Source organism: Streptomyces sp. 130, from assembly GCF_007096885.1.
Classification (GTDB): Bacteria; Actinomycetota; Actinomycetes; order Streptomycetales; family Streptomycetaceae; genus Streptomyces.
Genome location: NZ_VJNO01000042.1, coordinates 26,232 through 52,062, shown reverse-complemented (window position 1 = coordinate 52,062; position 25,831 = coordinate 26,232). Strand labels below are relative to the sequence as shown.

Below are 25,831 nucleotides of genomic sequence, written 5' to 3'. Positions count from 1 at the left end.
TTCAGGCGACCGCTTCGTGGAGACGGGCGGCCTGCTTGTCCTTGAGCGGTCCGATGACGGACAGCGAGGGGCGGTGTCCGAGTATCTCGCCCGCCACGGAGCGGATGTCATCCGGTGTCACCTCGCTGATCCGGGCCAGCATCTCGTCCACCGACATCTGCTCGCCCCAGCACAGCTCGCTCTTGCCGATGCGGTTCATCAGGGCGCCGGTGTCCTCCAGACCGAGGACGGTGGAACCGGACAGCTGGCCGATGGCGCGGCTGATCTCCTCGTCGCTCAGCCCGTCCGTGGCGACCCGGTCGAGCTCGTCGCGGCAGATCTTGAGGACGTCGTGCACCTGGTTCGGGCGGCAGCCCGCGTACACACCGAACAAGCCGCAGTCGGCGAAGCCCGAGGTGTACGAGTAGACGCTGTAGGCGAGGCCGCGCTTCTCCCGTACCTCCTGGAAGAGGCGGGAGCTCATGCCGCCGCCGAGGGCGGTGTTGAGGACGCCGAGGGCCCAGCGGCGTTCGTCGGTGCGGGCCAGGCCGGGCATGCCGAGGACCACGTGGGCCTGCTCGGTCTTGCGGCCCAGGACCTCGACCCGGCCGGCGGTACGCAGGGCGCGGGAGCCCTCGCGGGGCGCGGTGGGGACCGCGTCCGTACGGGAGAGGGCGCCGGCCCTGTCGAACGCCTTGCGGACCTGGCGTACGACGGTGGCGTGGTCGATGTTGCCCGCGGCGGCGACGACGAGGCGGGTGGGGTCGTAGTGCTTCTTGTAGAAGCGGGCGATCTGGCCGCGGTTCAGGGCGTTGATCGTGTCGACGGTGCCGAGGACGGGGCGGCCGAGCGGGGTGTCGCCGAGCATGGTGTGCGCGAACAGGTCGTGCACGCAGTCGCCCGGGTCGTCCTCCGTCATCGCGATCTCTTCGAGGATGACGCCGCGCTCGGCGTCGACGTCCTCGGGGGCGATCAGCGAGCCGGTCAGCATGTCGCAGACGACGTCGATGGCGAGCGGCAGGTCCGTGTCGAGGACCCGCGCGTAGTAGCAGGTGTACTCCTTCGCCGTGAAGGCGTTCATCTCGCCGCCGACCGCGTCGATGGCGGAGGAGATGTCGAGGGCGCTGCGCTTGGCGGTGCCCTTGAAGAGGAGGTGTTCGAGGTAGTGCGTCGCGCCGTTCAGGGCGGGCGTCTCGTCGCGCGAGCCGACGTTCGCCCAGATGCCGAAGGTGGCGGAGCGTACGGAGGGCAGGGTCTCGGTGACGACGCGGAGGCCGCCCGGGAGGACCGTACGGCGGACCGTGCCGATGCCGTTGCTGCCCTTGAGAAGCGTTTGGGTACGGGCGACGGCCCGCCCCTCCGAGGAGGGGCGGGCCGTCGTCGCGGAACTACGGGACGTCACTTGGCGGCGTCGTCCTTCTTCTCGTCTTCTTCGCCCTCGATGACGGGGACGAGGGAGAGCTTGCCGCGGGAGTCGATCTCGGCGATCTCGACCTGGACCTTGGCGCCGACGCCGAGAACGTCCTCGACGTTCTCCACGCGCTTGCCGCCGGCCAGCTTCCGGATCTGCGAGATGTGCAGCAGGCCGTCCTTGCCCGGCATGAGCGAGACGAACGCACCGAAGGTGGTGGTCTTGACGACCGTGCCCAGGTAACGCTCGCCGACCTCCGGCATGGTCGGGTTGGCGATGGCGTTGATCGTGGCGCGGGCGGCCTCGGCCTGCGAGCCCTGCTGGGCACCGATGTAGATGGTGCCGTCGTCCTCGATCGTGATGTCGGCGCCGGTGTCCTCCTGGATCTGGTTGATCATCTTGCCCTTGGGGCCGATGACCTCACCGATCTTGTCCACCGGGATCTTGACGGTGATGATCCGCGGGGCGTTCGGGGACATTTCGTCCGGGACGTCGATGGCCTCGTTCATCACGTCGAGGATGTGGAGGCGGGCGTCGCGGGCCTGCTTCAGCGCGGCGGCCAGGACCGAGGCGGGGATGCCGTCGAGCTTGGTGTCGAGCTGGAGCGCGGTGACGAACTGCTTCGTACCGGCGACCTTGAAGTCCATGTCACCGAACGCGTCCTCGGCACCGAGGATGTCGGTGAGGGCGACGTAGTGGGTCTTGCCGTCGATCTCCTGGGAGATCAGGCCCATGGCGATGCCGGCGACGGCGGCCTTGAGGGGCACACCGGCGTTCAGCAGGGACATGGTGGAGGCGCAGACCGAACCCATGGACGTCGAGCCGTTGGAGCCCAGGGCCTCGGAGACCTGGCGGATCGCGTAGGGGAACTCCTCGCGGGACGGGAGGACGGGCACGATCGCGCGCTCGGCGAGCGCGCCGTGGCCGATCTCGCGGCGCTTGGGCGAGCCCACGCGGCCGGTCTCGCCGACGGAGTACGGCGGGAAGTTGTAGTTGTGCATGTAGCGCTTGCGGGTCACCGGGGAGAGGGTGTCCAGCTGCTGCTCCATGCGGAGCATGTTGAGGGTGGTGACGCCCAGGATCTGGGTCTCGCCGCGCTCGAACAGGGCGGAGCCGTGCACGCGCGGGATGGCCTCGACCTCGGCGGCGAGCGTACGGATGTCCGTGACGCCGCGGCCGTCGATGCGGACCTTGTCCTTGATGACGCGCTCGCGGACCAGCTTCTTGGTCAGCGCGCGGTAGGCGCCGGAGATCTCCTTCTCGCGGCCCTCGAACTCGGGGAGGAGCTTCTCGCCCGCGATCTCCTTGATGCGGTCGAGCTCCGCCTCGCGCTCCTGCTTGCCGGCGATGGTGAGCGCCTTGGCGAGCTCGGTGCTGACGGCCTTGGTGAGCGCCTCCAGGACGTCGTCCTGGTAGTCGAGGAAGACCGGGAACTCGCCGGTGGGCTTGGCGGCCTTGGCGGCGAGGTCGGACTGGGCCTTGCAGAGCACCTTGATGAAGGGCTTCGCGGCTTCCAGACCGGCGGCGACGACCTCTTCGGTCGGGGCCTCGGCGCCTTCCTTGACGAGCTGGATGGTCTTCTCGGTGGCCTCGGCCTCGACCATCATGATCGCGACGTCGCCGTCCTCCAGGACGCGGCCCGCGACGACCATGTCGAAGACGGCGTCCTCGAGCTCGGTGTGCGTCGGGAAGGCGACCCACTGGCCCTTGATCAGGGCGACGCGGGTGCCGCCGATCGGGCCGGAGAAGGGCAGGCCGGCCAGCTGCGTGGAGCAGGAGGCGGCGTTGATCGCGATGACGTCGTACAGGTGGTCGGGGTTGAGCGCCATGACCGTCTCGACGATCTGGATCTCGTTGCGCAGGCCCTTGGCGAAGGACGGGCGCAGCGGCCGGTCGATCAGACGGCAGGTGAGGATCGCGTCCTCGGAGGGGCGTCCCTCACGGCGGAAGAACGAGCCGGGGATCTTGCCCGCGGCGTACTGCCGCTCCTCGACGTCCACCGTCAGGGGGAAGAAGTCGAGCTGGTCCTTGGGCCGCTTGGAAGCGGTGGTGGCCGACAGCACCATGGTGTCGTCGTCCAGGTACGCGACGGCGGAGCCGGCGGCCTGCTTGGCCAGCCGGCCCGTCTCGAAGCGGATGGTGCGGGTGCCGAAGGTGCCGTTGTCGATGACGGCCTCGGCGTAGTGGGTCTCGTTCTCCACTAGTGAATTCTCCATACTCGTCGTCTTTCGTCCGGGCGCCCGTGTGGCGTCCGGACGGAGCGGAGAAGCGCGCCGTCTGTGCGGGGCCGGTCTTCGATCGAAGCTCCCGGGCGTTGTCCCGGGGGCCACTACCGAGGACCGGCGGCGGCCGTGCGGCGCCTCTCCTCGTCTGTTGTTGTACGTCCAGGTTACTGAGGTTGCCCCCGGTACCGCACGTACGGCAAAGGGAGCGGCTCCCTGAGTGAGGGAACCGCTCCCTTGCGCAGCGGTCTTACTTGGCGCCGCCGGCCGCACCGCGGCGGATGCCGAGGCGGTCGACGAGCGCACGGAAGCGCTGGATGTCCTTCTTGGCCAGGTACTGCAGGAGGCGGCGGCGCTGGCCGACCAGGATCAGCAGACCACGACGGGAGTGGTGGTCGTGCTTGTGCGTCTTGAGGTGCTCCGTCAGGTCCGAGATGCGGCGCGAGAGCATGGCGACCTGGACCTCGGGGGAACCGGTGTCGCCCTCCTTCGTCGCGAACTCGGTCATGATCTGCTTCTTCGTAGCGGCGTCGAGCGGCACGCGGTACTCCTCTTGGTGTTCGATGCGCCCACGAGTGCCCCTGGTCTGGTTCTCAGGGGAGCTTGGGTGACTCGGGAGCGAGGGTCCGATGAGCGCAGTTCCCAGAGCGAACCGGGAACGCGTACACAAACGGCCACAGCCAGACTACCAGCCGCCCCGGCCGGCCCCGCCGGTCGTCAGCCGGTGAGCGCCCGCGCGCGCGTGTAGAGGTCCAGGACGGCGAGGCAGAGCGGCACGAGCGAGAGCAGCAGCGCGCTCTCGGCCAGGTCCAGGAATCTGCCCCAGAACGGGGAGAGGCCCTTGCGCGGGACGGTCGTCCCGGCGGCGGCGAGGAGTAGGGCGCCGGCGACGAGGGCCGCGCACAGTCCGGTGGTACGGGGGTAGCGGGCCGGGTCGTCTCCCTGGACGGTGAGGGCGAGGCCGGTGACCGGGGCGGCGAGCGCGCCGACGCCCGCGATGAGCAGGCAGGCGACCTGGGCGGTGTACCGGAAGAGGCGGGCGCGGAGCAGCAGCGCGAGCCCGGCCGCGAGGGCGAGGAGGCGGGCCCAGGTGTCGCCGGAGGCGCCGAGGACCGCGGCGGCCGAGGCGGCCAGGCCCGCGCAGCCCCCGGCCAGGCCGAGCAGCAGTTCGTGGCCGCGCCGGGCCCGGTCAGCGACGAGGCGGGTGTCGACGGGGGTGTCGTCGGGGTGCTCGTGCTCTTCGGGCCCGTCGCCGAGGGGGCCCGTCGGCGACGGCGCGGCGTACCCGGTCGGGAGCCGGGCGAAACGGGCGGAGAGGCCGGGCAGGAACGCGATGAGGCCGAGGGCGGCGGGGACGCAGACGGCGGCCGTGGCGGTGGCGGACGCATCGGTGAGGATCGCGGCGGACGCGGCCAGCGCGCCGGCGCCGGAGAGGAAGGCCGCGCCCACGAAGGGGGCGTCGCCGCACGGGGCGAGCGCGGTGAGGGCGGCCGAGACGACGAGGACGGCGGCGCAGCCGATCAGGAACTGCAGGCGGCCCGCGCCCCTGTCCGGTTCCGGGGCGATGAGGCCGGAGCCGGCGAGGAGGACCAGCGGTAGGGCGCCCAGGCCGAGCGCGGCGGCGGTGACGCGGTCGGCGTGGACCCGGGCGCGTACCGCGGCGACGGTGGCGGACAGGAGGCCGGCGATGCCCGCGGCGGCTCCCGGCGCTCCGTGCGGGGCGTGGTGGACCGGGTCGGCCCGCCACAGGACGAGGGCCGCCAGGACGAGGAGCAGCGCGCCGGCCGCCGGGGCCGCGACGCGCAGCAGGTCGTCGCTCCACAGGTGGCGGTCGCGGGCGGTGGCCGAGGCGATGGCGTCGGCGACGTCGTCGAAGACGGGCGGGGGGAGCGAGGCGGCGAAGGGGCGCAGGGTGAGGATCTCGCCGTCGAGGACGCGTTGGGCGGCGAGGGTGCGGGCGCCGTCCAGGACCGTTCCGTCGAGCCTGACGAGGTGGTGGCCGGGGGGTGCGGTGGCGGGTCCGCCCGGTCCGGTGAGGCGCAGGATCTCGGGCCAGATGTCGGCGGCGGCGATGTCCTCGGGCAGGGCGACGTCGATGCGGCTGTCGGGCGTGACGACGGTGACGCGGCGGAAGCCGGTCGTAGCGGTCTGACTCACGTGTCGGGGCCCCTGTTCGTCGCTGCTCGGCGGTGTCCGCACGGTTGGCGGGTCACCTTATCGGGCGGATCGGGGCGAAGGCTGACAGTGCGTAGGATCACGGGCGCTTCGGGGCTGGGGGTGTCCTTGCGAGGCGCGCCCGCGTCGGCGCGCTCTTCCCCTTTCGCCGCGTCCCACACACGTCCGCACCCAAGGATCGATGCACCGGTGAGTCAGATCGTCGTGAAGCGTCCGCCCCGCCTGCTGCCGCCGGAAGTTCCCTCGAAGGAGGTGTTGTTGGAGCCGCCTCCGGTGCTGCCGCGCGGGCAGCGGGAGGGCGTGCTGACGCAGCTGCTTCCGGTGCTGGGCATGGCGTCGTCGGTGGTGTTCTTCTTCTCGCCGCAGGCGCCGCCGTTCATGCGGGTGATGGGTGTGCTGATGCTGGTGTCGACGCTGGCGATGGTGGTGGCCCAGGTGGTGCGGTACCGGCGCGGTACGCAGGGGCGGGCGGCGGATGTCCGGCGCGACTACCTCGCCCGGCTGGCGCGGGCCCGCCGTGCGGTGCGGCGGACGGCGCGGGCCCAGCGCGACGGGCTGCTGTTCACGCATCCTGCCGCCGATCAGCTGTGGGCGGTGGTCGCCGGCGGGAGCCGGGTGTGGGAGCGGCGTCTCGGCGACGCGGATTTCGGGGTGGTGCGGGTCGGGCTCGGCAGGCAGCGGCTCGCGACCCCGTTGGCCGTGCCGGAGGACGCCGCGGGTGAGCCGGAGCCGGTGTGCGCGGACGCGGTGCGGCGGTTCGTGGCGGTGCACGGCTCGGTGGACGGCTTGCCGTTGTGTGTTTCGCTGCGGGGGACGTACCGGGTGCGGCTGAGTGGTGCGGCGGAGCCGGCCGGGGCGGCGGCGCGGGCGCTGGTGGCCCAGCTGGTGGTGTGGCACTCGCCCCGGGATCTGGTCGTGGCGGTGGTGGCGGCGCGGGACGCGGCGGTGTGCTGGGAGTGGGTGAAGTGGCTGCCGCATGTCCAGGTGCCCGGTGAGGTGGACGGGGCCGGCGCGAAGCGGCTGTTCGCGCGGGATACGGCCGGTCTGGAGCCCGTGCTCGGCGCGCTGCTGGAGGGGCGGGGGCGTTTCACACCGGAGGGGGCGCCGCCGCCGGACCGGCCGCACGTCGTCGTGGTGCTGGACGGGGTGGGGGTGGCGCCTGGTTCGGTGCTGGGTGCGGCGGGGGGCGTGGAGGGGGTGACGCTGGTCGAGGTGGTCCCGGGTGACGCGGAGGGGGTGACGCTGGACGAGGTGGTCCCGGGTGACGCGGAGGGGCCGCGCGGTGCTCTGTGTGTGCGGGTGCGTCCCGGTGTGCTGGAGGCGGAGTGCGGGGTTGGTGTGCCGGACGCGCTGTCGCTGCCGGCGGCGGAGGCGCTGGCCAGGCGGCTCGCTCCGTTGCGGGCCGGCGGGCGGGACGGGGACGAGCCGCTGCTGTCCGCGCTGGACTTCACGGATCTGCTGGACCTGGGCGACGCGGATGCGGTGGAGGTAGAGCGGACCTGGCGGCCCCGGCCGGTGGCGGAGCGGTTGCGGGTGCCCATCGGGGTGGGTGAGGACGGTGTCCCGGTGGTGCTGGACCTGAAGGAGTCGGCGCTCGACGGGATGGGGCCGCACGGGCTGTGCGTGGGCGCGACCGGTTCGGGGAAGTCCGAGCTGCTGCGGACGCTGGTGCTCGGTCTTGCCGTCACTCATTCCTCCGAAACGCTGAACTTCGTGCTGGCCGACTTCAAGGGCGGGGCGACGTTCGCGGGGATGGCGGGGATGCCGCATGTGGCCGCCGTCATCACCAATCTGGCCGACGATTTGGCGCTGGTCGACCGGATGGGCGACGCGCTGCGGGGCGAGCTCCAGCGCCGTCAGGAACTGCTGCGGGCGGCGGGCAATTTCGCCGGCGTCCACGACTACGAGCGGGCGCGGTCGGCGGGTGCCGCGCTGGAACCGCTGGCCACCCTGGTGCTGGTGATCGACGAGTTCTCCGAACTCCTGACCGCCAAACCCGATTTCATCGACACGTTCATCAGGATCGGGCGCATCGGCCGTTCGCTGGGTGTGCATCTGCTGCTGGCGTCCCAGCGCCTTGAGGAGGGCAGGCTGCGGGGCCTGGAGACCTATCTCTCGTACCGGATCGGGCTGCGCACGTTCTCTGCGGAGGAGTCGCGGGCCGCGCTGGGGGTGCCGGACGCGTACGACCTGCCACCGCTGCCCGGTTCCGGGTTTCTGAGGACCGGTACGCGGGAACTGACGCGCTTCAAGGCGGCGTACGTCTCGGGGCCGTACCGGCCGGGCGGGCCGGGACGGGCTGCCGACGAGGGATCGGGCGGTCTCGTGGCGGCGCTGTTCACCGCGCTGCCGGTGCCGGTGGCTGACGCGACCCGCGCTCCGGCCCCCGCTTCCCCGGCGTGCGGGGGCGGCGCGGTTGTGGAGTCCGTGCTCGACGTGGTGGTGCGGCGGCTCGAGGGACGGGGTGCGCCCGCCCACCAGGTGTGGCTGCCTCCGCTGGACCGGTCGCCGGGGCTGGACGCGCTGCTGCCGGGCCTCGGGACGGACCCGGAGCGGGGGTTCACCGTCGCGGGGGACGGCGTACGCGGTGGGCTGACCGTTCCGCTGGGGCTCGTGGACAAGCCGTTCGAGCAGCGGCGCGAGGTGCTGTTCCAGGACTTCTCCGGGGCGGCGGGTCACATGCTGGTGGTCGGCGGGCCGCAGTCCGGCAAGTCCACGGTGCTGCGCACGCTGGTGATGTCCTTCGCGCTGACCCACACCCCGGGGGAAGTCCAGTTCTACTGCCTCGATTTCGGCGGTGGCGCGCTGGCGGCGCTGTCGGGCCTGCCGCATGTGGGATCGGTCGCCTCGCGGCTGGACCCCGAGCGAGTGCGGCGTACGGTCGCGGAGGTTGCCGGGGTGCTGCGGGCCCGTGAGGAGGTGTTCCGGGCACGGGGCATCGGTTCCATGGCCGCGTACCGGAGCGAGCGGGCCCGGGGCGGTCTGCCCGGTGAGGCGTGGGGCGACGTCTTCCTGGTCGTGGACGGCTGGGGCGGCTTCCGCACGGAATACGAGGAGTTGGAGCCGGTCGTCACCGACATCGCGGCCCGGGGGCTCGGCTACGGGGTGCATGTGGTGCTCACCGCCGCCCGCTACTTCGAGGTGCGGGCCGCGTTGAAGGACCAGCTGGCCGGGCGGCTGGAACTGCGGCTCGGTGACGTCTCGGACTCGGAGTTCGACCGGAAGGTCGCCGCTCAGGTGCCCCCCGGTGTGCCGGGCCGGGGCCAGGTGGCGGAGGGGCTGCACTTTCTGGCCGCGTCGCCGTGCCTCGGCGCGGTCGAGGACGCGGCCGTTCTCCCGGAGCGTACGGCGGCGCTGGCCGAGCGAATCCGGGGGGACTGGGCGGGTCCGCCGGCCCCGCCCGTACGACTGCTGCCCGCCGTGCTCCCTGCTGGGCGGCTGCCCAAGGGGGACGAATTCCCGGAGCGGGGCGTCGCGATCGGCATCGCCGAGGCCGATCTGGAGCCGGTGTTCGTGGACTTCGACGCCGATCCCTTCCTTCTGGTGTTCGGGGAGAGCGAATCGGGGAAGACGGCTCTGCTTCGGCTGCTGGCCCGGCAGATCGCCCGCCGCTACTCCCCCGACGAGGCGAAGCTCGTCGTCGGGGACTACCGGCGGGGGCTGCTGGGCGCCCTGCCGGAGAGCCATCTGCTGGAGTACGCGCCGACGCCGGACGCGCTCGCGACGCATATGGAGGCGCTGGCCGGGGTGTTCGCGCGGCGCCGGCCGCCGGCGGATGTCACGCCCCGGCAGTTGCGGGAGCGCAGTTGGTGGACGGGGCCGCGGATCTTCGTCGTGGTGGACGACTACGACCTGGTCGCGACGGGTACGGGCAGCCCGCTCGCCGCTCTCGCGGACTGTCTGCCGTTCGCGCGGGACACCGGGGTGCGCTTCGTCGTCGCGCGCGGCTGTGCCGGTGCGTCCCGTGCGATGTACGAGCCGTTCCTGCAACGGATCAAGGAGCTGGGCGCGCAGGGGGTGGTGCTGTCGGGCGACCCGGCGGAGGGCGATCTGGTCGGTTCGGTGCGGGCCCGCCCCATGCCACCGGGGCGTGCGTGCATGGTGACCCGGCGTGGTGGGAAGAGCCTCGTGCAGACCGGCTGGCTACCGGAGCGGGGCTGAGTTCCGCGCGGTCACGGGGGTTCGGCGGAGCGGGCCCCCGGCCGCCGTGTTGCCTGTACGGTGCCGTGCAGAGGCAGGTACGGAAAGGAGCCCTCACGATGGGCACGCAGGCGGAGAAGGACGAGCTGTACGCACTCGACATCTCGGGGGTGGAATGGCTATGTGCTCCCGGGACGGAGCAGGAGGAGGAGCGCGTCGAGATCGCGCACCTTCCCGGCGGCGGGGTGGCCATGCGGTCCTCTCTTGACCCGGACACGGTGCTCAGGTACACGGAGGCCGAGTGGACCGCGTTCGTCCTGGGCGCCAGGGACGGCGAGTTCGACCTTCCGTAGTCGGCGCCGGGTACGAGTGGGGGCACGTTCGGGTGAACGTGCCCCTTCGTACGTCCGGGCCCGGTGGTTCCGTGCGGTCGGCCTCGCCCCGGCTCAGTACGCCTCGGTGAAGAGACGTGAGGAGCGGAGGTCCGTGGCCCGGTAGTGGTCCTTGCCGGTCTCGATGAGCCTCGCGACCTCTTCGAGCCGGGCCCTCATGTGGCCGGCCTTGTTCCGGTACTTGTGCTGGAGGGTCACGTACTCTGCGTGCGCCTGGCCGTCCCAGGTGTCGGTGACGACCTTGAGCGCGCCGTCCATCTCCTCCAGGTCCCGGCAGATGTTCCGCGAGACCGCGCGGATGCGGTTGGCGACCTCCTGGACGCTCTCGTACCTGACCTTGGTGTGCGGGTCGTACCCCATCGGGTTTCCTCTGGTCGTGTCGGGGAACGGTGCCGGGTTCAGACGCCGTTGAGGGCTGAGGTGCCGCCCGTGGAAGCCGGTTCCCGCACCGCCTTGAAGGCCGCGCGGACCTCCTCGTCATTCGCGTTGCTGAGGTTCATGGTGCCGTCGACGGCGTTGAGCAGTACGCCGAGGAGGCGCCGGATCTCGTCGTGGTCCTCGTTGACCACGAGCTGCGCGGAGGTGAACCCCGAGGCGCCCGCGCCGGTCCAGCCGGCCCCCACCGTCGCGAGGACGTCGGCCAGCTCCCGGGCCTGGCGGGACACCGCATCGGCCGTGTGGACGATCTTGTTCCTGGCCTGGACGACCGGATCGTCGGCGAGCGCGAATCCACCCGTGGGGCTGGTCATGCGAGGTCCTCTCTCTGGGCCGTTGAGGCGGCTCAGGCTAGCCAGTCCGGCGTCCGTTCCCGGCCGCCGCGAAAGCCCTGCGCGAGCGCGTGGAGCCGGTTTCCGCGAGCCCTCGTGCTCATTCCGTACGGCGCCGGAAAAGGTCCCGTGCGACGGCCGCTCCGCCCGCCACCGCGCCGGTCAGCAGGACCGTGAGCGCCTTGGCCCGGGCGGCGCAGCGGCCTTCGCGCCGCCGTGGGGCGTCCGCCGCCGACAGCGGCGCGGGGCGGGCGCGCGGGGCGCGGGGGGCGGTTCGCCGGGGTGCGGGGCGTCCTGCGGGGTGTCGTCGACGGGCTGTGCGCGGACCGCGTGGACTACACCCCATCCGACGAAGACGTCACGGCCGTTGACGGGGCGTTCAGCGGTCTGTTCGATACGGGCGGCGGCCTGCGCGGCCGGGTCGACGACCTGGGCGCGCCGGGCGGCGGCACGGCGGTTCGCGGCGGCACGGCGGTTCGCGGCGGCCGGCAAGGCGTCGGTGCCGTGGTCGCGCGCGTCGTTCCGGCGGACGGGCGCGCCGCCGTCCGGTGGTCGCGGGGCGGCCGGGGCGAGGGGGGGGCGGCGCGGCGAGGGCCGCCGGGGCTCGGGCGGGTGGGCCATGTCAGGAACCCTGCGGGCGGCGGGCGCTGGTGGTGTCCAGCCGGGGGCCGCGGGGAAGGAACTTTGGCCATTCGGCCGGTACGAGCACGGGCCGCACGTCCTCGTAGCCGAGCCGGATCTGCGCCTCGCTGGCCCGCACCGGTCCGTGCGGGGTGCCGGCGGGGCGCGATGAGTGCCCGGGATCGCCGTCGCCGTTCCCCTGAACCGCGTACCGCAATCCCGTGTCCGTCACCAGGAAGAGTGATCCGTCGGGTCCGGTCCGGCGGCCTCGGACCGGCGTGTAGAGGAGCCCGCTGCCGGGGGTGACGTAGGTGCTGGTGCCGCCCGCACCGACGGCGGCGGGGTAGGAGGTGCCGGCCCAGGTGCTCAGCGTGGTGCGGCCCCTCTCGTCCGTCGCCCGCAGTACGGAGCAGACGGTGCTCCGGTGCGCGGTGTCGACGCGGACGGCCTTGCGGGCGGGCCAGTGCGCGGCCTGGCCGGCGAAGGGTGCCGGGTCGGGAACGAAGTCCTGGAGCCCCGCGGGGTAGGCGGTACCGGCCTGGCGGAGGGGGGCGGTCTGCGGGGAGTTGACGATCAGCCAGGCGGTGAACTCGGAGACCGTCTGGACCCGGCCGTCGAGCACCACGTGGTACGCGGTGCCTGCGCCGTTCGTGGTCCGCAGCACCGCGCCGACGCGGTTCTCGCGGGCGGACAGGTGGCCCCCGACGTGGGCGGGTGCGCCGATCCGGCCCGGGACGACGGGGAAGGCGACGGGGCTGCCGGTGTGCAGGGTGGCGAGCCAGTCGCGGGTGACGGGGCGTGGAGCGGCGCGGCCGACCAGGGCGTCGGTGAGGTGTCCGAGGTCGCCGGGCCGCTCGTCCACGCGGTATTTGGCGCCCCGGGCGTCCACGAGATACCGGGTGCCGTTCGGGTCCTGTACGTAGAGGACCTGGCCGCCGGTGAGCCGGTTCCGGCCCTCCGTCAGCCGGTGGTCGCGGGCGGCGAGGACGAAGCCGGCCTTCTGCACACCGGCGCCTCCGCCGCCCGGCCGTACGCAGGCGGCCCACCGTTTGGCGGTGCCCGCGTCCTGCTCGCCGGGAAGCCGGTCGGGGGCGTAAGGGATGCCGATGACGGGTCCGCGCGGGGGCCTGCCCGCGTCGAGGACGTCGTCGGCCACCTGGACGACGCCGTAGTCGCCGGGGTCGAGCAGCAGCCGGGCGGACGCGAGGTTCAGGACGGGGTGCAGCCGGGTACGGCGATGGGCGCCCCGGCCGGTGGTGAGCACCACGTAGCGGGTGGTCGACGTCCTGCCGACGACGACGTTGGTGCCGGGGCGGTCCCAGCCCTTGGGCGCGACCGGCCGGAACATGCCGTAGGCGCCGAACCCGGCGAGGAGCAGGGCGCCCGTGAGCACACCGGGCAGGACGGCGCGCAGCGGACGGCAGTCGCTCTCGCCGGAACCGTCCGGTGCGGACTGGAGGAAGGCGGCCAGGACCCTTCTCTTCGCAAACGTGTACGCGTTCAGCTCGTCCCGTCGGGTCGCCATGCCCCGGCCCGCCTTCCCTCTCCACCCGCGCCGCACACCTGCGGGCGCTGACCACCTGAGCTTCGGCGGGGCTTCCCGCTGTCGGCGACCACTATGCCGCTCGGGCCTGGGGGTTGACGGAGTGCCGGTAGGCTGTGCGCTTCCGTCGAGAGCTCGGCGGGACGGGTGCGGCGCGGGCCGGGACGGCACGGACGGGGGCGGGGCACGATGGCGGACAGGGGCGGCGCGCGACTGAACCGGCGGGCTGGACCGATCGGCACTTTTCGATTGCAACAGCTGGTTCTGTTCGAGGTCGCGGCGGCGGTCCTGCTGTGCGCCTGGGTCGTCGGGCCTGTGCTGCTGGGCCCTGCGGGCGTGACGGCCGCATTGCTCGTGGTCCTCGCCGTCGTGCGCAGACGCCGCCGTTCCCTTCCGGCCTGGCTGGCCACGGTCGTCGCGTTCCGGGCGCGGAACCGGCGAGCCGCCTCACGGATGCCGACGACCGGCCCGGGCGCCGGGTCCGCCACGGGGCCGCTGAGCGAGTGCGTACCGGCCCTGCGCACCTTCTCGTTCACGCACCGGGACCGGCGGCCGGTGGGCCTGGTCGGCGAGGGTACGCACCTCACGGTGGTGGTGCGGGTGGACGCGGAGGACACGGTGCTGCGGGCCGACCGGACCGTTCGGCCGCTGCCGCCCGGGCTCGTCCGGGACGTGATGGACGTCGACGGCATCCGCCTGGAATCGGCGCGGATCGTGCAGCACACCCGGCCCGCCCCGGCCCCGCACCTCCCCGGCGACGCGGTCGCCACCCTCAACTACGCGCCCCTCCAGGCCCGTACGGGGTCGCCGGCCGTGCGGATCACCTGGGTCACGCTGACGCTGGACCCCGAGCTCTGCCCGGAGGCCGTACGCATGCGTGGCGGCGGTCTGACCGGGGCCCAGCGGTGCCTGTCACGGGCGGCCGACCAGCTGTGCGGCCGGCTCACCGGGGCCGGGTTCGGCGCGACGGTGCTGTCGGAGCCGGAGCTCGGTGCCGCGCTCGCCGCCGCGGCCTGCGCGGACGCCACGGCGGCGCCCCGTGCCGACGGGTCCGCGCGGCCCGTCCGCCGCACCCGGGAGACCTCGCGGACGTGGAGCTGCGACGGGCGTCGGCACACCGTGTACTGGGTGCGCCGGTGGCCGCGCCGCGGCGGGGCGCCGGTGCCGAGGCTGGTCGCGCTGCTCACCTCGGTGCCGGCGCTGGCCACGACGTTCAGCCTGACGCTGGCGCGGGGTGACCGGCAGGAGGTCGCCGCGGCGGGGCACCTGCGGATCAGCGCGCGCACCGGTGAGGAACTCCGGGCCGCGCGGCGCGAATTGGAGCGGCTGGCGCGCGGGGTGCGCGTCTCGCTCGTGCGGCTGGACCGCGAGCAGCTGCCCGGGGTGCTCGCCACGCTGCCACTGGGCGGGGCCCGCTGATGGCCGCGGTGCCCGGGCGGGTGCGGGGCCGGCTGGGGTTCGGGCCGGTCGGTCCGCGCCGGCGGCGGTACACCATCGGGCCCGAGCAACTGGGCTCGCTGGACTTGCCGGTGGGAGACGACGGGGTGGTGATCGGGGTGGACGAGGCGGGCTTCCCCGCCGTGCTCGGTCTCAACCGCCCTTCCGCGTACGACATCGTGCTCGTCGGCGGGCTGTGGACGGCGCAGGTGCTCGTGCTGCGGGCAGCGGCGACGGGTGCGCGGATCGCGGTGGAGACGGGGCGGGCGCACGCCTGGGCGAGCCTGGCCCGGGCCGCCGGTGGCAGCGGGTGCGTCGCGCTGCACGAGGTCGGCCGGGTGCCGCCGCTGGGCCCCTCGGCGGGCTCGCCGGTCCTCGTCGTACGGGACTGCGGCATGCGCCCGCCGCCCGGGCGGGCCGTGGCCGGTCCGTGGCAGTCGGTGCTGACCCTGTTGCCCTATCTGGGGCCGGCCGCGCCCGCGCCGGTGGAGAAGGCGTCGCTGGTGGGCGTGCAGCGGGTGTCTCCCGACGAGGCGGCGGAGGCCGGGCGCCTCCTCCGACTGCCGGCCGACGCGGTCCGCGCGCTGCCCGCCCTCGCGGACGGGGCCACTCTCTGGTGTACGCGGCGGGGGAGCCGGCTGGTGACGACCCGGGCGACCGACGCGGAGACGGGGCTCCTGGGGGCCGCGCGCCGGGTGGACTGACGGGCGTACGCCCGGGGAGCGCCGCTGTGCCTGTGCGGGTACGACGGACTCAATTCACGGCACAGTTGTACGCATTTGAGCGCTTTGGTTTTCACTCCCCGTCGCACTCAGTCCACTTGGGTGCAGTACGTGACGTACGGGACAGCGTTCGCGGCGTCGTACGGCCTGCCGTGGCGGGGCCCATGGCGATTAGGCTGGGTCCCGGACGCGGCGGAGAACCTGTGGGCAGGCCATGAGCGTCCCAGGGGGAGAGCCGGGCGGTTCGCGTTACGGGAACGCCCCCACCCACCACGGCACAAGGGTGCTCGACCACACCAGGAGGCAAAGTGAACGGCGATCGGGACGAGATGCGCGGGGGCTGGGACAAGCCCGTCGACGAGTCGTCCGACGCGGAGCCCGCCGAGACGACGGGTGAGTTCACCATCGACTACACCCCGCCCGCCTGGTACACGCAGAACGCGTCGGGCGACTCCTCGGGCGGCGCCGGCACGCCGCCGGCATCGCCCCCGCCGCCGAGCGGGGACCCGGTGCCGCTGCCCCCGCCCCCGGCGCAGCGCGGCTCCGGCCCCGGCTGGTCCCCCGCCCCGGCGGACACCGGCGACCTCGACAGCGGGGCCACCATGCGGTTCTCGGCCTCCGCGCTCAAGCGGGAGATCGAGGAGCGGGACCGCGAGGCGCGGGAGCGCGCGGAACGCGAGGCGCGGACGGACGCCGAGGCGGCGGGCGGCGACGCGGCGTCCGGCGCCGGCAGCGACGACGGCGCGTCCGAGGCCACCGGTGCCGTTTCGGACGACGCGGAGGCGGGTACGCCCGGCGCGGAACCGGAGGAGTCCTGGGACGACGTCCTGGGAAGGGTCTTCGACTTCGAGCCCGAGGAAGCGGCGACCCCGAAGCCCTCGGACGCGACCGGCGACACCCCGGCGGCCGGGGACAGCGAGGAGGACGACGAGGCCGGCCTCGCGTCGGCCGACGCGCCCCCGCCGCGGTACAGCCCCAAGCCGCACGACGCGGAACCGGCCGCTGCCGTGCCGTCCGCCGCGGTGCCCGCCGCCGCACCGGACTCCCCCGCGCCGGACTCCCCCGCACTGGACCTCCCCGCGCCGGACGGCAAGGCCCCGGCGGGCAACGCCCCGTCGGACGCCACCCCGGACGCGGCGCCCCGCGACGTACCGGCGGACAGCGCGCCGCAGGACGCGTCGCCGACCCCCTGGACACCGGCCGCCCCCGCGCAGGCGGGTCTCCCGCCGCTGCCGCCCGCCTTCCAGCCGGCCGCCCAGCAGCCGCCGGCCCCGCAGCCGCCGGCCCCGCAGCCCGAGCCCGCCCAGCCCCAGGCCCCCACCCCGCAATCCGGCTACGGCTTCCCCCAGCAGGCACAGCAGGCCCCGCAGCCCTCTCAGGCACAGCAGGCCCCGCAGGCCCCCCAGCCGGAACCGCAGCTTCCGCAGCCCCTCCCGGCCGCCAACCTCCCGGCCGCCAACCTCCCGGCGCAACGCCCGCAGCCCCCCGCGCCCCCGGCCCCGCAGCCCCTCGCGCCCCAGGCCCCGCAGGCCCCCCAGCCGCAGGCCTCCTGGTCCGCCCAGGAGCCTCAGCAACCCCAACAGCCCCAGCCCCACGGCGGCTACGGCTTCCCCCCGGCCCCCCGGCCCCCGGCCCAGGGCACCCCGGCGCCCACGCCCGACACCGGTGCACCGGACCTCCCCGCGCAGGTCCAGCCGGAGCCGCAGCCGGAGCCGCCCGTCGACCCCCGGGCCGGCACCTCCTGGCCCGCCCCCCGGGACCCGCGCTCCGCGACCGGCGCTCCGCTGGGGTACACGGCGGCCGTGGAGCTCACCTCCGACCGGCTCATCCGGGGCAAGCAGAAGACCCGGAGCAGCCGTACCCCCTCGGGCGCGTCGCGCTTCAAGCTGGGCGGGAAGAAGGAGGAGCAGGAGAGGCAGCGCAAGCTGGAGCTCATCCGTACCCCGGTGCTCTCCTGCTACCGGATCGCGGTCATCAGCCTCAAGGGCGGCGTCGGCAAGACCACGACGACCACCGCGCTCGGGGCGACCCTGGCCAGCGAGCGGCAGGACAAGATCCTCGCCATCGACGCCAACCCGGACGCCGGCACGCTGGGCCGCCGGGTGCGCCGCGAGACCGGGGCGACCATCCGCGACCTGGTGCACGCGATCCCGCACCTCAACTCGTACATGGACATCCGGCGGTTCACCTCGCAGGCGCCCTCCGGACTGGAGATCATCGCCAACGACGTTGACCCGGCGGTCTCGACGGCCTTCAACGACGAGGACTACCGGCGCGCGATCGACGTGCTCGGCAAGCAGTACCCGATCATCCTCACGGACTCGGGCACCGGTCTGCTGTACAGCGCGATGCGTGGGGTGCTGGACCTGGCCGATCAGCTGATCATCGTCTCGACGCCCTCGGTCGACGGCGCCTCCAGCGCCTCCACGACCCTGGACTGGCTGTCGGCGCACGGGTACGCGGAGCTGGTCCAGCGGTCCGTCACGGTGATCTCCGGCGTCCGCGAGACCGGCAAGATGATCAAGGTCGACGACATCGTGCAGCACTTCCGGACGCGCTGCCGCGGGGTGGTCGTCGTGCCGTTCGACGAGCACCTGTCGGCCGGTGCGGAGGTCGACCTCGACATGATGCGGCCGAAGACCCGGGAGGCGTACTTCGACCTCTCCGCCCTCGTCGCCGAGGACTTCGCGCGCGCCCAGCAGCAGCAAGGGCTGTGGACGCCGGACGGCAGCGGCCCCCCGCCGCAGTACGCCCCGCCGCTGCCGGGCCGGCAGATCCCCGGACAGCAGATCCCGGGTCAGCAGATCCCCGGACAGCAGGCCCCGGGCCAGCAGCCGTACGCACCCCAGCAGCCCCAGCAGCCCGGGCAGCCGCAGCACACCGGCCACCCCCAGTACCCCGGACAGCCGTACGCCCCGCAGCAACCCGGCCAGCCCTACCAGCAGCCCGGGCAGCCGCAGCCGCAGCCGCAGCCGCAGCAGCAGCCCTACGGCGGCCAGCAGCCCCATCCCCCGCAGCCGGGCCCCGGCGCCGGGCAGAACTGGCAGCAGCAGCCGCCGGCCCAGCCGCACCCCCCGGGCGACCAGCCCGGACACCCCGAGCCGCACGGTCCCGTACCGCCCGCCGGATGGCAGCAGCAGCCACCGCCAGCGCCTCAGCAGTAAGGCGTCAGAGGTCTCGACCAATGAGGGTCCGCATCGTCTCCGCGATGCGGACCCTTTTGGCATATCCGCAGACCACACGCCGTTTCGAGGACCGTTGACGCGGCTCGACCACCGCTGATAAACCTTCGCAACACCAGCCGGCGAACCGAAGTTCAACACGCCTTCCCGTGCGAGTCATGACACGAGGTCCCAGACCATGGTCGTAAGAGTTCCACCCTCCTCCGCACCGCCACGCTCACGTCTGCGTGTGCTCCTGGCCTCCGGTGCCGCCGCCCTCGCTCTCGCGGCCGGGTCCGTCGTGCCCGGAATGCCCCTCGGGGCCGCGCCCCAGCAGGCGCAGGCCGCCGACAGCGGCAACAAGACGCTTACCGTCGCGGTCGCGCAGAGCGTCGACTCCCTGAGCCCGTTCCTCGCCCAGAAGCTGCTGAGCACCAGCGTCACGCGGCTGATGTACGACTTCCTGACGAACTACGACGCCAAGGACAACCACGCCATCCCCGGTCTGGCGACCAAGTGGGAGCCCTCCGCCGACAAGCTGACGTGGACGTACACCATTCGGAGCGATTCGAAGTGGTCCGACGGGCAGCAGGCGACCGCCGAGGACGCCGCCTGGACGTTCAACAAGATCATGGACGACGAGGCCGCGGCCCAAGCCAACGGCAGCTTCGTCACCAACTTCAAGAAGGTCACCGCCCCCAGTCCGACGAAGCTGGTCATCGAGCTCAAGGAGCCGCAGGCCACCATGGCCGCGCTCGACGTGCCGATAGTGCCGAAGCACGTGTGGGAGAAGGTCGGGGACTTCTCGAAGTTCAACAACGACACGAAGTTCCCGGTCGTCGGCAACGGCCCGTTCATCCTGACGGACTACAAGGTCGACCAGTACGTGAAGCTCAAGGCCAACAAGGACTTCTGGCGCGGGGCGCCGAAGTTCGACGAGCTGGTCTTCAAGACGTACAAGGACCAGGACGCCGCCGTCGCCGCCCTGCGCAAGGGTGAGGTCTCCTTCGTCGCCGGTTCGCCCGCGCTGACGCCCGCTCAGGCGGACTCGCTCAAGGGCGACAAGAACATCAAGGTCAACGAGGGCCCCGGCCGCCGCTTCTACGCGCTGGCCACCAACCCCGGCGCGCGGACCAAGGACGGCGAGAAGTTCGGCAACGGCAACAAGGCGCTGCTGGACCAGAAGGTGCGCCAGGCGCTGTTCCTGTCGATCGACCGCGAGACGATCATCGACAAGGTGTTCCAGGGGCACGCCGTCGAGGGCAAGGGCTACATCCCGCCGCGCTTCTCGGCGTACGCCTGGGAGCCCTCCGCCGACCAGGCGCTGGGCTACGACCCCGACAAGGCCGCGAAGCTGCTGGACGAGGCGGGTTACAAGCTCAAGGGCGACCAGCGCGTCGGCAAGGACGGCAAGCCGCTCGACCTGCGCATCCTGTGCCACGCCACCGACCCGAACGACAAGGCGGTCGGCAAGTACCTGAAGGAGTGGTGGGGCAAGCTCGGCATCGGGCTGAAGGTCGACTGCCTGGACGACGTCTCCGTGCCCTGGTACGCCGGTGAGTACGACCTCGCCTTCGACGGCTGGTCGGTCAACCCGGACCCGGACTTCGTCCTCGGCATCCACACCTGCGCGGCCCTGCCCACCAAGGCCAAGGCGAGTGCCGCCACCGACAACTTCATCTGCGACAAGTCGTACGACGAGCTGTACAAGAAGCAGCTCGCCGAGTACGACCCCGCGAAGCGGGCCGAGATCGTCGGGCAGATGCAGTCGTGGCTGTACGACTCCGGGTACATGAACGTCATGGCCTACCCGAACGCGGTCGAGGCGTACCGCACCGACCAGATCAAGTCGATCACGACCATGCCCGAGGCGGCCGGCAACATCTACGGCCAGGACGGTTACTGGAGCTGGTGGTCGGCCGTTCCGGCGAGCGGTGACGACACTTCGGACAGCGGCAGCTCCGGCTCCTCCACCGGTGTGATCATCGGAATCGTGGTGGTGGTCGTGGTCCTCGCAGGTGGCGGCTTCCTGATCTCGCGGCGCCGCCGCACCACCGCGGACGATCGCGAGTAGGTTCTCGAACGGGATGCGAGGAACCGGCCGGCGCGGGTGCGGTACCGACCCGCGCCGGCCGGTTCTTTCCAGGAACGACACGAGTAACGAGAGTTCCCCATGACAGCTGACAGCACTCCGGCGCTCGTGCAACAGGCGGACGCGGCCACGGACGGCCCTCCGGCCGGCCCCTCGGCCGCACGCGGTCCACGGGCGCGCAACACCACGGCCTATCTGAAATATGTGGCCGCCAAGATCGCGGGCGCCGTCGTCTCGCTGTTCGCGGTACTGGTCACCAGCTTCTTCCTCTTCCGGCTCATTCCGAGCGACCCCGTCAAACAGATGACGGGCGGCCGGCGCGTGTCGGCCGAACAGCTGGAATCGATGCGCCATCAGTTCGGCCTCGACCAGCCGATGTGGCAGCAGTTCACCAGCTACATCGGGGACGCGCTCACCGGCGACTTCGGTGCCTCGTACGCGTACCACGCACCGGTCATCGACAAGATCGTCGAGAAGCTGCCGGCGACACTGCTGCTCACCGGCACCGCCTACGTCCTCTACAGCATCATCGGCATCTGGCTCGGCACCCGCACCGCCTGGCGCAACGGCTCGGCCGGCGACCGCTTCAACACCGCGCTCGCGCTCACGCTGTACTCGGTGCCGTCGTTCTGGCTGGGACTGCTCCTGATCATCGTCTTCTCGGTGGGCGTCGGCCCGATCCCGGGCATGTTCCCGACGGGCGGGATGTCGTCGGGCGACACCAGCGGGCTCGATTACGTCATCGACGTGGCGCATCACATGGTGCTCCCGGTCATCACCCTGGTGGCGGTCGGGTACGCGCAGACGCTGCTGGTGATGCGGTCCTCGCTGCTGGACGAGATGGGCAGCGACTACCTGACGACCGCCCGCGCCAAGGGGCTGCGGGACGACGTCGTGCGCCGCAAGCACGCCGTGCCCAACGCGATGCTGCCCACCTTCACGCTGATGTTCGTCAACCTGGGACATGTGGTCGCCGGGCAGATCCTGGTGGAGACCGTGTTCTCCTGGCCGGGCCTCGGCTCCCTCTTCTACCAGGGCCTCAGCACCCCCGACCTGCCACTCGTCCAGGGCCTGTTCTTCGTCTTCGCCACCGCGGTGATCCTGGCGAACACCCTTGCCGATGTGCTGTATCCGCTGCTCGATCCCCGGGTGGGCCGATGACCACGACCGATTCCATGCCCACGCCGACCCCGGCGCCGGCCCCGCCCGAGCCCGTCCGGAGCGCCCGCGCGCTGGCCCGGGCCCGCAAACGCCAGTCCGCGGCCCGCTTCTGGCGGGAGTACCGCAGGCACAAGGGCGGCATGTGGGGCCTCGGCGGCCTGGTGCTCATCGCCCTGGTCGCCCTCGCCGCGCCCCAGCTCGTCGGCGCCGACTCGGAGAGCGTCACCGAGGCGTCCGGCGGCGCGCTCGAAGCACCGAGCGGTGAGTACCCGCTCGGCACCGACCAGTTCGGGCGCAGTGTGCTCGCGCTGCTCGTGTGGGGCGCGCGCGTCTCGCTGACCGTGGGGCTGCTCGCCGCGTTCCTGTGCGTGGCCATCGGCACGATCGTGGGGATCGTCGCCGGCCACTTCCGCGGCTGGTACTCGACGGTGCTGATGCGGGTGACCGACTGGTTCCTGGTGATGCCGACGCTGGTCCTCGCGGTCGCGCTCGCCTCCGTGATGGACCGCTCCCTGTGGACGATCATCATCGCGATCGGCGTCACGACCTGGCCGACCACCGCCCGCCTGGTGCGGGCGCAGACCCTCGCCGTCGAGTCCCGCCCGTACATCGAGCGCGCCCGTGCGCTGGGCGGCGGCCACGGCCACGTCATGGTGCGGCACGTCCTGCCGAACGTGATGCCGCTGGTGCTCGCCCAGACCACGCTGGCCATCTCCGGCGCGATCCTGAGCGAGGCGACGCTCGCCTTCCTCGGCCTCGGCGACCCGACCATCACCTCCTGGGGCAGCATGCTCCAGGACGCGCGCGCCGCGGGTGCGGTGAGTGCGGGCGACTGGTGGTACCTGGCACCGCCCGGCATCGCGATCGCCCTGGTGGCCCTGGCGTTCACGCTGTGCGGCCGCGCGATCGAGTCCGTCCTCAATCCCAAGCTGGGGGTGGCCCGTTGAGTACGACGAGCATCAGCAAGACGCCTCTTCTGGAGGTACGCGACCTGACGGTGACGTACGCCGGCGGGGCGCGGGCCGTCCGCGGCGTGAACCTCCGGGTGGAGGCCGGGCGCAAGCTGGGCATCGCCGGGGAGTCCGGCTGCGGCAAGTCCACCCTCGCGCTGGCCCTGCTGCGGCTGCTGCCCGCGGGCACCAAGGTGACCGGCGAGATCCTGCTGAACGGCGAGGACGTCCTCGCGATGAAGTGGGGCCGGGTCCGGGCCGTCCGCTGGGCGGGCGCGTCGATCGTCTTCCAGGGCGCGATGCACTCGCTGAACGCGGTGCACCGCATCGGGGACCAGATCGCCGAGCCGATCCTGCTGCACAGCAAGGCGACCCCGGCGGCGGCCCGCAAGCGCGCCGGTGAGCTGCTGGAACAGGTCGGGCTGCCCGCGGCCCGGACGGACGCCTACCCGCACGAGCTGTCCGGCGGGCAGCGGCAGCGCGTGATGATCGCGATGGCGCTGGCCTGCGACCCGGGCCTGATCATCGCCGACGAACCGACGACGGCCCTGGACGTGATGATCCAGGCCCAGATCCTGCGCCTGATCGAGCAGCTGGTCTCCGAGCAGGACCTCGGCCTGATCATGATCAGCCACGACCTCGCGGTGCTGTCCGACACCTGCGACCGGCTCGCCGTGATGTACGCGGGCCGGGTCGTGGAGGAGGGCCCCGCCTCCGAGGTCTACGAGAGCGCGCACCACCCGTACAGCAGGGCCCTGTCGGGCGCCTTCCCGCGCATCGGGGACCCGTCGTCCCGGTTCGCGCCGCAGGGCCTGCCCGGCGACCCGCCCGACCCGTCGGCGCTGCCGGCCGGCTGCACCTTCCACCCGCGCTGCACCCTGGCCCTGGAATCCTGCGCCACGCAGGACCAGGAGCTGCGGGACGCGGGCCGGGGGCGGCGGGCCGCGTGCGTGCTGGTGGGTCCGGAGGGGGCGGCGGCGCCGGTCCTGCCGGGCGCCGAGGAAGCAAGGAGCACATCATGACGACGACCCCCGTGGACCTGCTCAGCGCGCAGGGGCTCCGGATCACCTTCCCCGGCCGGCACGGTGCCGCACCGGCGCGTGCGGTGGACGGGGTGGACCTGGACATCCGGCCCGGCGAGATCGTCGCGCTGGTCGGCGAGTCGGGGTGCGGCAAGACGACGCTGGCCCGCTCCCTGCTGGGCCTGGTCCCGCCCACGGCCGGGCAGATCACGTTCGACGGGAAGCCGCTGGACTACGGGAGCCGGGCGCTCAAGGCGTACCGCAAGCGCGCCCAGCTGGTCCTCCAGGACCCCAGTGGCTCGCTGAACCCGCGCCACACGGTGTACGACGCGGTGGCCGAGGGACTGCGCATCCACGGCTACGGGGGCGACGAGCGGCAGGCGGTGCACGACGCGCTGTCGCGGGCCGGGCTGCGTCCGCCGGAGCGGTTCTTCCTGCGCTACCCGCACGAGCTGTCGGGCGGTCAGCGCCAGCGCGTCGTGATCGCCGGGGCGCTGGTCCTGGAGCCGGAGCTGATCGTGGCGGACGAGCCGGTGGCCTCGCTGGACGCGTCGGTGCGCGGCGAGATCCTGGCGCTGCTGCTGCGGCTGCGCGAGGAACTGGGGCTCTCGGCACTGGTCGTGACGCATGACCTGGGTCTGGCGTGGAACATCGCGGACCGGGTGGCGGTGATGTACCTGGGCCGCATCGTGGAGACGGGTGACGTCGAGCAGATCCTCACGGCCCCGCGCCATCCGTACACCCAGGCCCTGCTGTCCGTGCTGCCTGAGGCGCCGGGCGATCCGGTGGTGCTGACGGGCGAGCCGCCGGACCCGTCCCGGGTGCCTTCGGGCTGCCGCTTCCACGCCCGCTGCCAGGTGCTGGCCTCGGGCGAGGCGGAGCGGGCGGGGGTCGCGGACGCGTGCCGTACGCAGGACCTGCCGGTCCTGTCGGGCGGCGGGGAGACACAGGTGGCTTGCCACTGGGCCACGGCGAAGGTCACCGCGCCGACCGTCTGACGGGCGAAACGGGTTTCCCGGCCGGGCCGGCCGGGAAACCCCGCGCGGTCAGCCCTGTCCGGCCTCGGCGGCGGCGATCAGCTCGCCGCACCGCTTCACATCGGCGGCCATCGCCACCAGCAGGTCGTCGATCGTGTCGAACTTCAGCATCCCGCGCACGTACGCCAGGAAGTCCACGGCCACGTGCAGCCCGTACAGGTCGAGGCCGACGCGGTCGATCGCGTACGCCTCCACCGTGCGCTCGGTGCCGTCGAACTGCGGGTTGGTGCCGACCGAGATCGCGGCGGGCATCGCCTCGCCGTTCGCGTGCAGCCAGCCCGCGTAGACGCCGTCGGCGGGGATCGCGGTGTGCGGGAGGGTTTCGACGTTCGCGGTGGGGAAACCCAGCTCCCGGCCGCGCTGCGCGCCCCGGACGACGACGCCCTCCACACGGTGCGGGCGGCCCAGGATCTCGGCGGCCCCGGCCACGTCCCCCTCGGCGACCAGGCGCCGGGTGAGCGTGGAGGAGAACGGCGCGCCGCCGCCCGCCTCGCCGGTCACCCGCAGGTCGATGACCTCGACGCGGTAGTCGTGCTCGGCGCCCAGCTCGGCGAGCAGCTCGACGTTCCCCGCGGCCTTGTGGCCGAAACGGAAGTTGGGGCCCTCGATGACCAGCTGGGCGTGCAGCTTGTCGACGAGCACCTTCGCGATGAAGTCGGCCGGGGCGAGCCGCGAGAACTCCGTGGTGAACGGCAGGATCAGCATCGCGTCCACGCCCAGCTCCGCCATCAGCTCGGCGCGCCGGTGGTGCGGGGCGAGCAGCGGCGGGTGGCTGCCGGGCCGGACCACCTCGCTGGGGTGCGGGTCGAACGTCACGACGACCGACGGCACGCCCAGCTCGCGGGCCCGCTCGACGGCGCGGCCGATGATCAGCTGGTGCCCGCGGTGCACCCCGTCGTACGAGCCGATGGTGACGACGCTGCGCCCCCAGTCCTGGGGGATGTCCTCCAAGCCTCGCCAGCGCTGCACTCTGACCGCTCCTCGCCCGAACCTGTGTAC

The 25,831-nt window shown here is 72.9% G+C and carries 19 protein-coding genes; 10 read left to right on the top strand and 9 right to left on the bottom strand.

The features are described from left to right. Position 1 precedes the first annotated feature (1 nt). From FKN01_RS27465 to eccD, 4 genes are all read right to left on the bottom strand, one after another. Positions 2 to 1,381, bottom strand: a complete 1,380-nt coding sequence (locus FKN01_RS27465) for a pitrilysin family protein (protein ID WP_143625219.1) — start codon at positions 1,379 to 1,381, stop codon at positions 2 to 4. Continuing rightward, positions 1,378 to 3,591, bottom strand: coding sequence for a polyribonucleotide nucleotidyltransferase (locus FKN01_RS27460; RefSeq protein ID WP_143625238.1), 2,214 nt, complete (start codon positions 3,589 to 3,591; stop codon positions 1,378 to 1,380). The genes FKN01_RS27465 and FKN01_RS27460 overlap by 4 nt, the downstream gene beginning before the upstream one ends. Positions 3,592 to 3,862: 271 nt before the next feature. Further along, positions 3,863 to 4,153, bottom strand: a complete 291-nt coding sequence (rpsO, locus tag FKN01_RS27455; RefSeq protein ID WP_018102307.1) for a 30S ribosomal protein S15 — start codon at positions 4,151 to 4,153, stop codon at positions 3,863 to 3,865. A 176-nt stretch (positions 4,154 to 4,329) separates the two neighbouring features. Beyond that, positions 4,330 to 5,769, bottom strand: a complete 1,440-nt coding sequence (gene eccD / locus FKN01_RS27450; RefSeq protein ID WP_143625217.1) for a type VII secretion integral membrane protein EccD — start codon at positions 5,767 to 5,769, stop codon at positions 4,330 to 4,332. A gap of 207 nt (positions 5,770 to 5,976) precedes the next feature. Here eccD and eccCa point away from each other — a divergent pair, with 207 nt between their 5' ends. Continuing rightward, a complete protein-coding gene (gene eccCa, locus FKN01_RS27445) occupies positions 5,977 to 9,948 on the top strand; it encodes a type VII secretion protein EccCa (protein WP_185993006.1) in 3,972 nt (1,323 codons plus the stop codon). A 98-nt stretch (positions 9,949 to 10,046) separates the two neighbouring features. Then, positions 10,047 to 10,280, top strand: a complete 234-nt coding sequence (locus FKN01_RS27440) for a DUF397 domain-containing protein (RefSeq protein ID WP_143625215.1) — start codon at positions 10,047 to 10,049, stop codon at positions 10,278 to 10,280. A 93-nt stretch (positions 10,281 to 10,373) separates the two neighbouring features. Here FKN01_RS27440 and FKN01_RS27435 read toward each other — a convergent pair whose 3' ends face one another. From FKN01_RS27435 to eccB, 4 genes are all read right to left on the bottom strand, one after another. Beyond that, complete coding sequence (locus FKN01_RS27435) at positions 10,374 to 10,679, bottom strand: WXG100 family type VII secretion target (protein WP_143625213.1); 306 nt, start codon at positions 10,677 to 10,679, stop codon at positions 10,374 to 10,376. Positions 10,680 to 10,717: 38 nt separating this feature from the next. After that, positions 10,718 to 11,068 carry a hypothetical protein gene (locus tag FKN01_RS27430; RefSeq protein ID WP_143625211.1) on the bottom strand — a complete coding sequence of 117 codons (351 nt, stop codon included), beginning with the start codon at positions 11,066 to 11,068 and terminating at the stop codon, positions 10,718 to 10,720. Between the two features lie 180 nt (positions 11,069 to 11,248). Continuing rightward, positions 11,249 to 11,707, bottom strand: a complete 459-nt coding sequence (locus tag FKN01_RS33410) for a hypothetical protein (protein WP_260697026.1) — start codon at positions 11,705 to 11,707, stop codon at positions 11,249 to 11,251. 1 nt (position 11,708) lies between these two features. Beyond that, positions 11,709 to 13,232, bottom strand: coding sequence for a type VII secretion protein EccB (gene eccB / locus FKN01_RS27420; protein ID WP_143625209.1), 1,524 nt, complete (start codon positions 13,230 to 13,232; stop codon positions 11,709 to 11,711). A gap of 267 nt (positions 13,233 to 13,499) precedes the next feature. Between eccB and eccE the strand changes: the two genes are divergently transcribed. From eccE to FKN01_RS27380, 8 genes are all read left to right on the top strand, one after another. Then, on the top strand, positions 13,500 to 14,669 hold the full coding sequence (gene eccE / locus FKN01_RS27415) for a type VII secretion protein EccE (RefSeq protein ID WP_143625207.1): 1,170 nt from the start codon (positions 13,500 to 13,502) through the stop codon (positions 14,667 to 14,669). Further along, positions 14,669 to 15,391: a hypothetical protein gene (locus tag FKN01_RS27410; protein WP_143625204.1), complete on the top strand. Its 723-nt coding sequence runs from the start codon at positions 14,669 to 14,671 to the stop codon at positions 15,389 to 15,391. Before eccE ends, FKN01_RS27410 begins: the two co-directional genes overlap by 1 nt. A 326-nt stretch (positions 15,392 to 15,717) precedes the next feature. Beyond that, positions 15,718 to 18,573, top strand: coding sequence for an SCO5717 family growth-regulating ATPase (locus FKN01_RS27405; RefSeq protein WP_143625202.1), 2,856 nt, complete (start codon positions 15,718 to 15,720; stop codon positions 18,571 to 18,573). A 196-nt stretch (positions 18,574 to 18,769) separates the two neighbouring features. Next, complete coding sequence (locus tag FKN01_RS27400; protein ID WP_143625200.1) at positions 18,770 to 20,644, top strand: ABC transporter substrate-binding protein; 1,875 nt, start codon at positions 18,770 to 18,772, stop codon at positions 20,642 to 20,644. Positions 20,645 to 20,743: 99 nt separating this feature from the next. Next, the gene (locus FKN01_RS27395) at positions 20,744 to 21,823 is read left to right on the top strand and encodes an ABC transporter permease (protein ID WP_143625198.1); all 1,080 of its coding nucleotides are present in this window, start codon (positions 20,744 to 20,746) and stop codon (positions 21,821 to 21,823) included. Next, on the top strand, positions 21,820 to 22,770 hold the full coding sequence (locus FKN01_RS27390; protein WP_143625196.1) for an ABC transporter permease: 951 nt from the start codon (positions 21,820 to 21,822) through the stop codon (positions 22,768 to 22,770). The genes FKN01_RS27395 and FKN01_RS27390 overlap by 4 nt, the downstream gene beginning before the upstream one ends. Continuing rightward, complete coding sequence (locus tag FKN01_RS27385; protein ID WP_143625194.1) at positions 22,767 to 23,795, top strand: ABC transporter ATP-binding protein; 1,029 nt, start codon at positions 22,767 to 22,769, stop codon at positions 23,793 to 23,795. Before FKN01_RS27390 ends, FKN01_RS27385 begins: the two co-directional genes overlap by 4 nt. Beyond that, positions 23,792 to 24,793, top strand: a complete 1,002-nt coding sequence (locus tag FKN01_RS27380; RefSeq protein ID WP_143625192.1) for an ABC transporter ATP-binding protein — start codon at positions 23,792 to 23,794, stop codon at positions 24,791 to 24,793. Before FKN01_RS27385 ends, FKN01_RS27380 begins: the two co-directional genes overlap by 4 nt. Positions 24,794 to 24,841: 48 nt before the next feature. Here the strand turns inward: FKN01_RS27380 and FKN01_RS27375 are convergent, their stop codons facing one another. Then, positions 24,842 to 25,801, bottom strand: a complete 960-nt coding sequence (locus tag FKN01_RS27375; protein ID WP_143625190.1) for a bifunctional riboflavin kinase/FAD synthetase — start codon at positions 25,799 to 25,801, stop codon at positions 24,842 to 24,844. Positions 25,802 to 25,831: the final 30 nt, after the last annotated feature.

What these genes read in the sequence shown, in the direction of transcription:
- FKN01_RS27410 (WP_143625204.1), top strand. Translation starts at nt 14,669, where the DNA reads ATGGCCGCGGTGCCCGGGCGGGTGCGGGGCCGGCTGGGGTTCGGGCCG.
- FKN01_RS27395 (WP_143625198.1), top strand. Translation starts at nt 20,744, where the DNA reads ATGACAGCTGACAGCACTCCGGCGCTCGTGCAACAGGCGGACGCGGCC.
- FKN01_RS27380 (WP_143625192.1), top strand. Translation starts at nt 23,792, where the DNA reads ATGACGACGACCCCCGTGGACCTGCTCAGCGCGCAGGGGCTCCGGATC.
- FKN01_RS27440 (WP_143625215.1), top strand. Translation starts at nt 10,047, where the DNA reads ATGGGCACGCAGGCGGAGAAGGACGAGCTGTACGCACTCGACATCTCG.
- FKN01_RS27390 (WP_143625196.1), top strand. Translation starts at nt 21,820, where the DNA reads ATGACCACGACCGATTCCATGCCCACGCCGACCCCGGCGCCGGCCCCG.
- FKN01_RS27430 (WP_143625211.1), bottom strand. Translation starts at nt 11,068, where the DNA reads ATGACCAGCCCCACGGGTGGATTCGCGCTCGCCGACGATCCGGTCGTC.
- eccB (WP_143625209.1), bottom strand. Translation starts at nt 13,232, where the DNA reads ATGGCGACCCGACGGGACGAGCTGAACGCGTACACGTTTGCGAAGAGA.
- FKN01_RS27435 (WP_143625213.1), bottom strand. Translation starts at nt 10,679, where the DNA reads ATGGGGTACGACCCGCACACCAAGGTCAGGTACGAGAGCGTCCAGGAG.
- FKN01_RS33410 (WP_260697026.1), bottom strand. Translation starts at nt 11,707, where the DNA reads ATGGCCCACCCGCCCGAGCCCCGGCGGCCCTCGCCGCGCCGCCCCCCC.
- FKN01_RS27400 (WP_143625200.1), top strand. Translation starts at nt 18,770, where the DNA reads ATGGTCGTAAGAGTTCCACCCTCCTCCGCACCGCCACGCTCACGTCTG.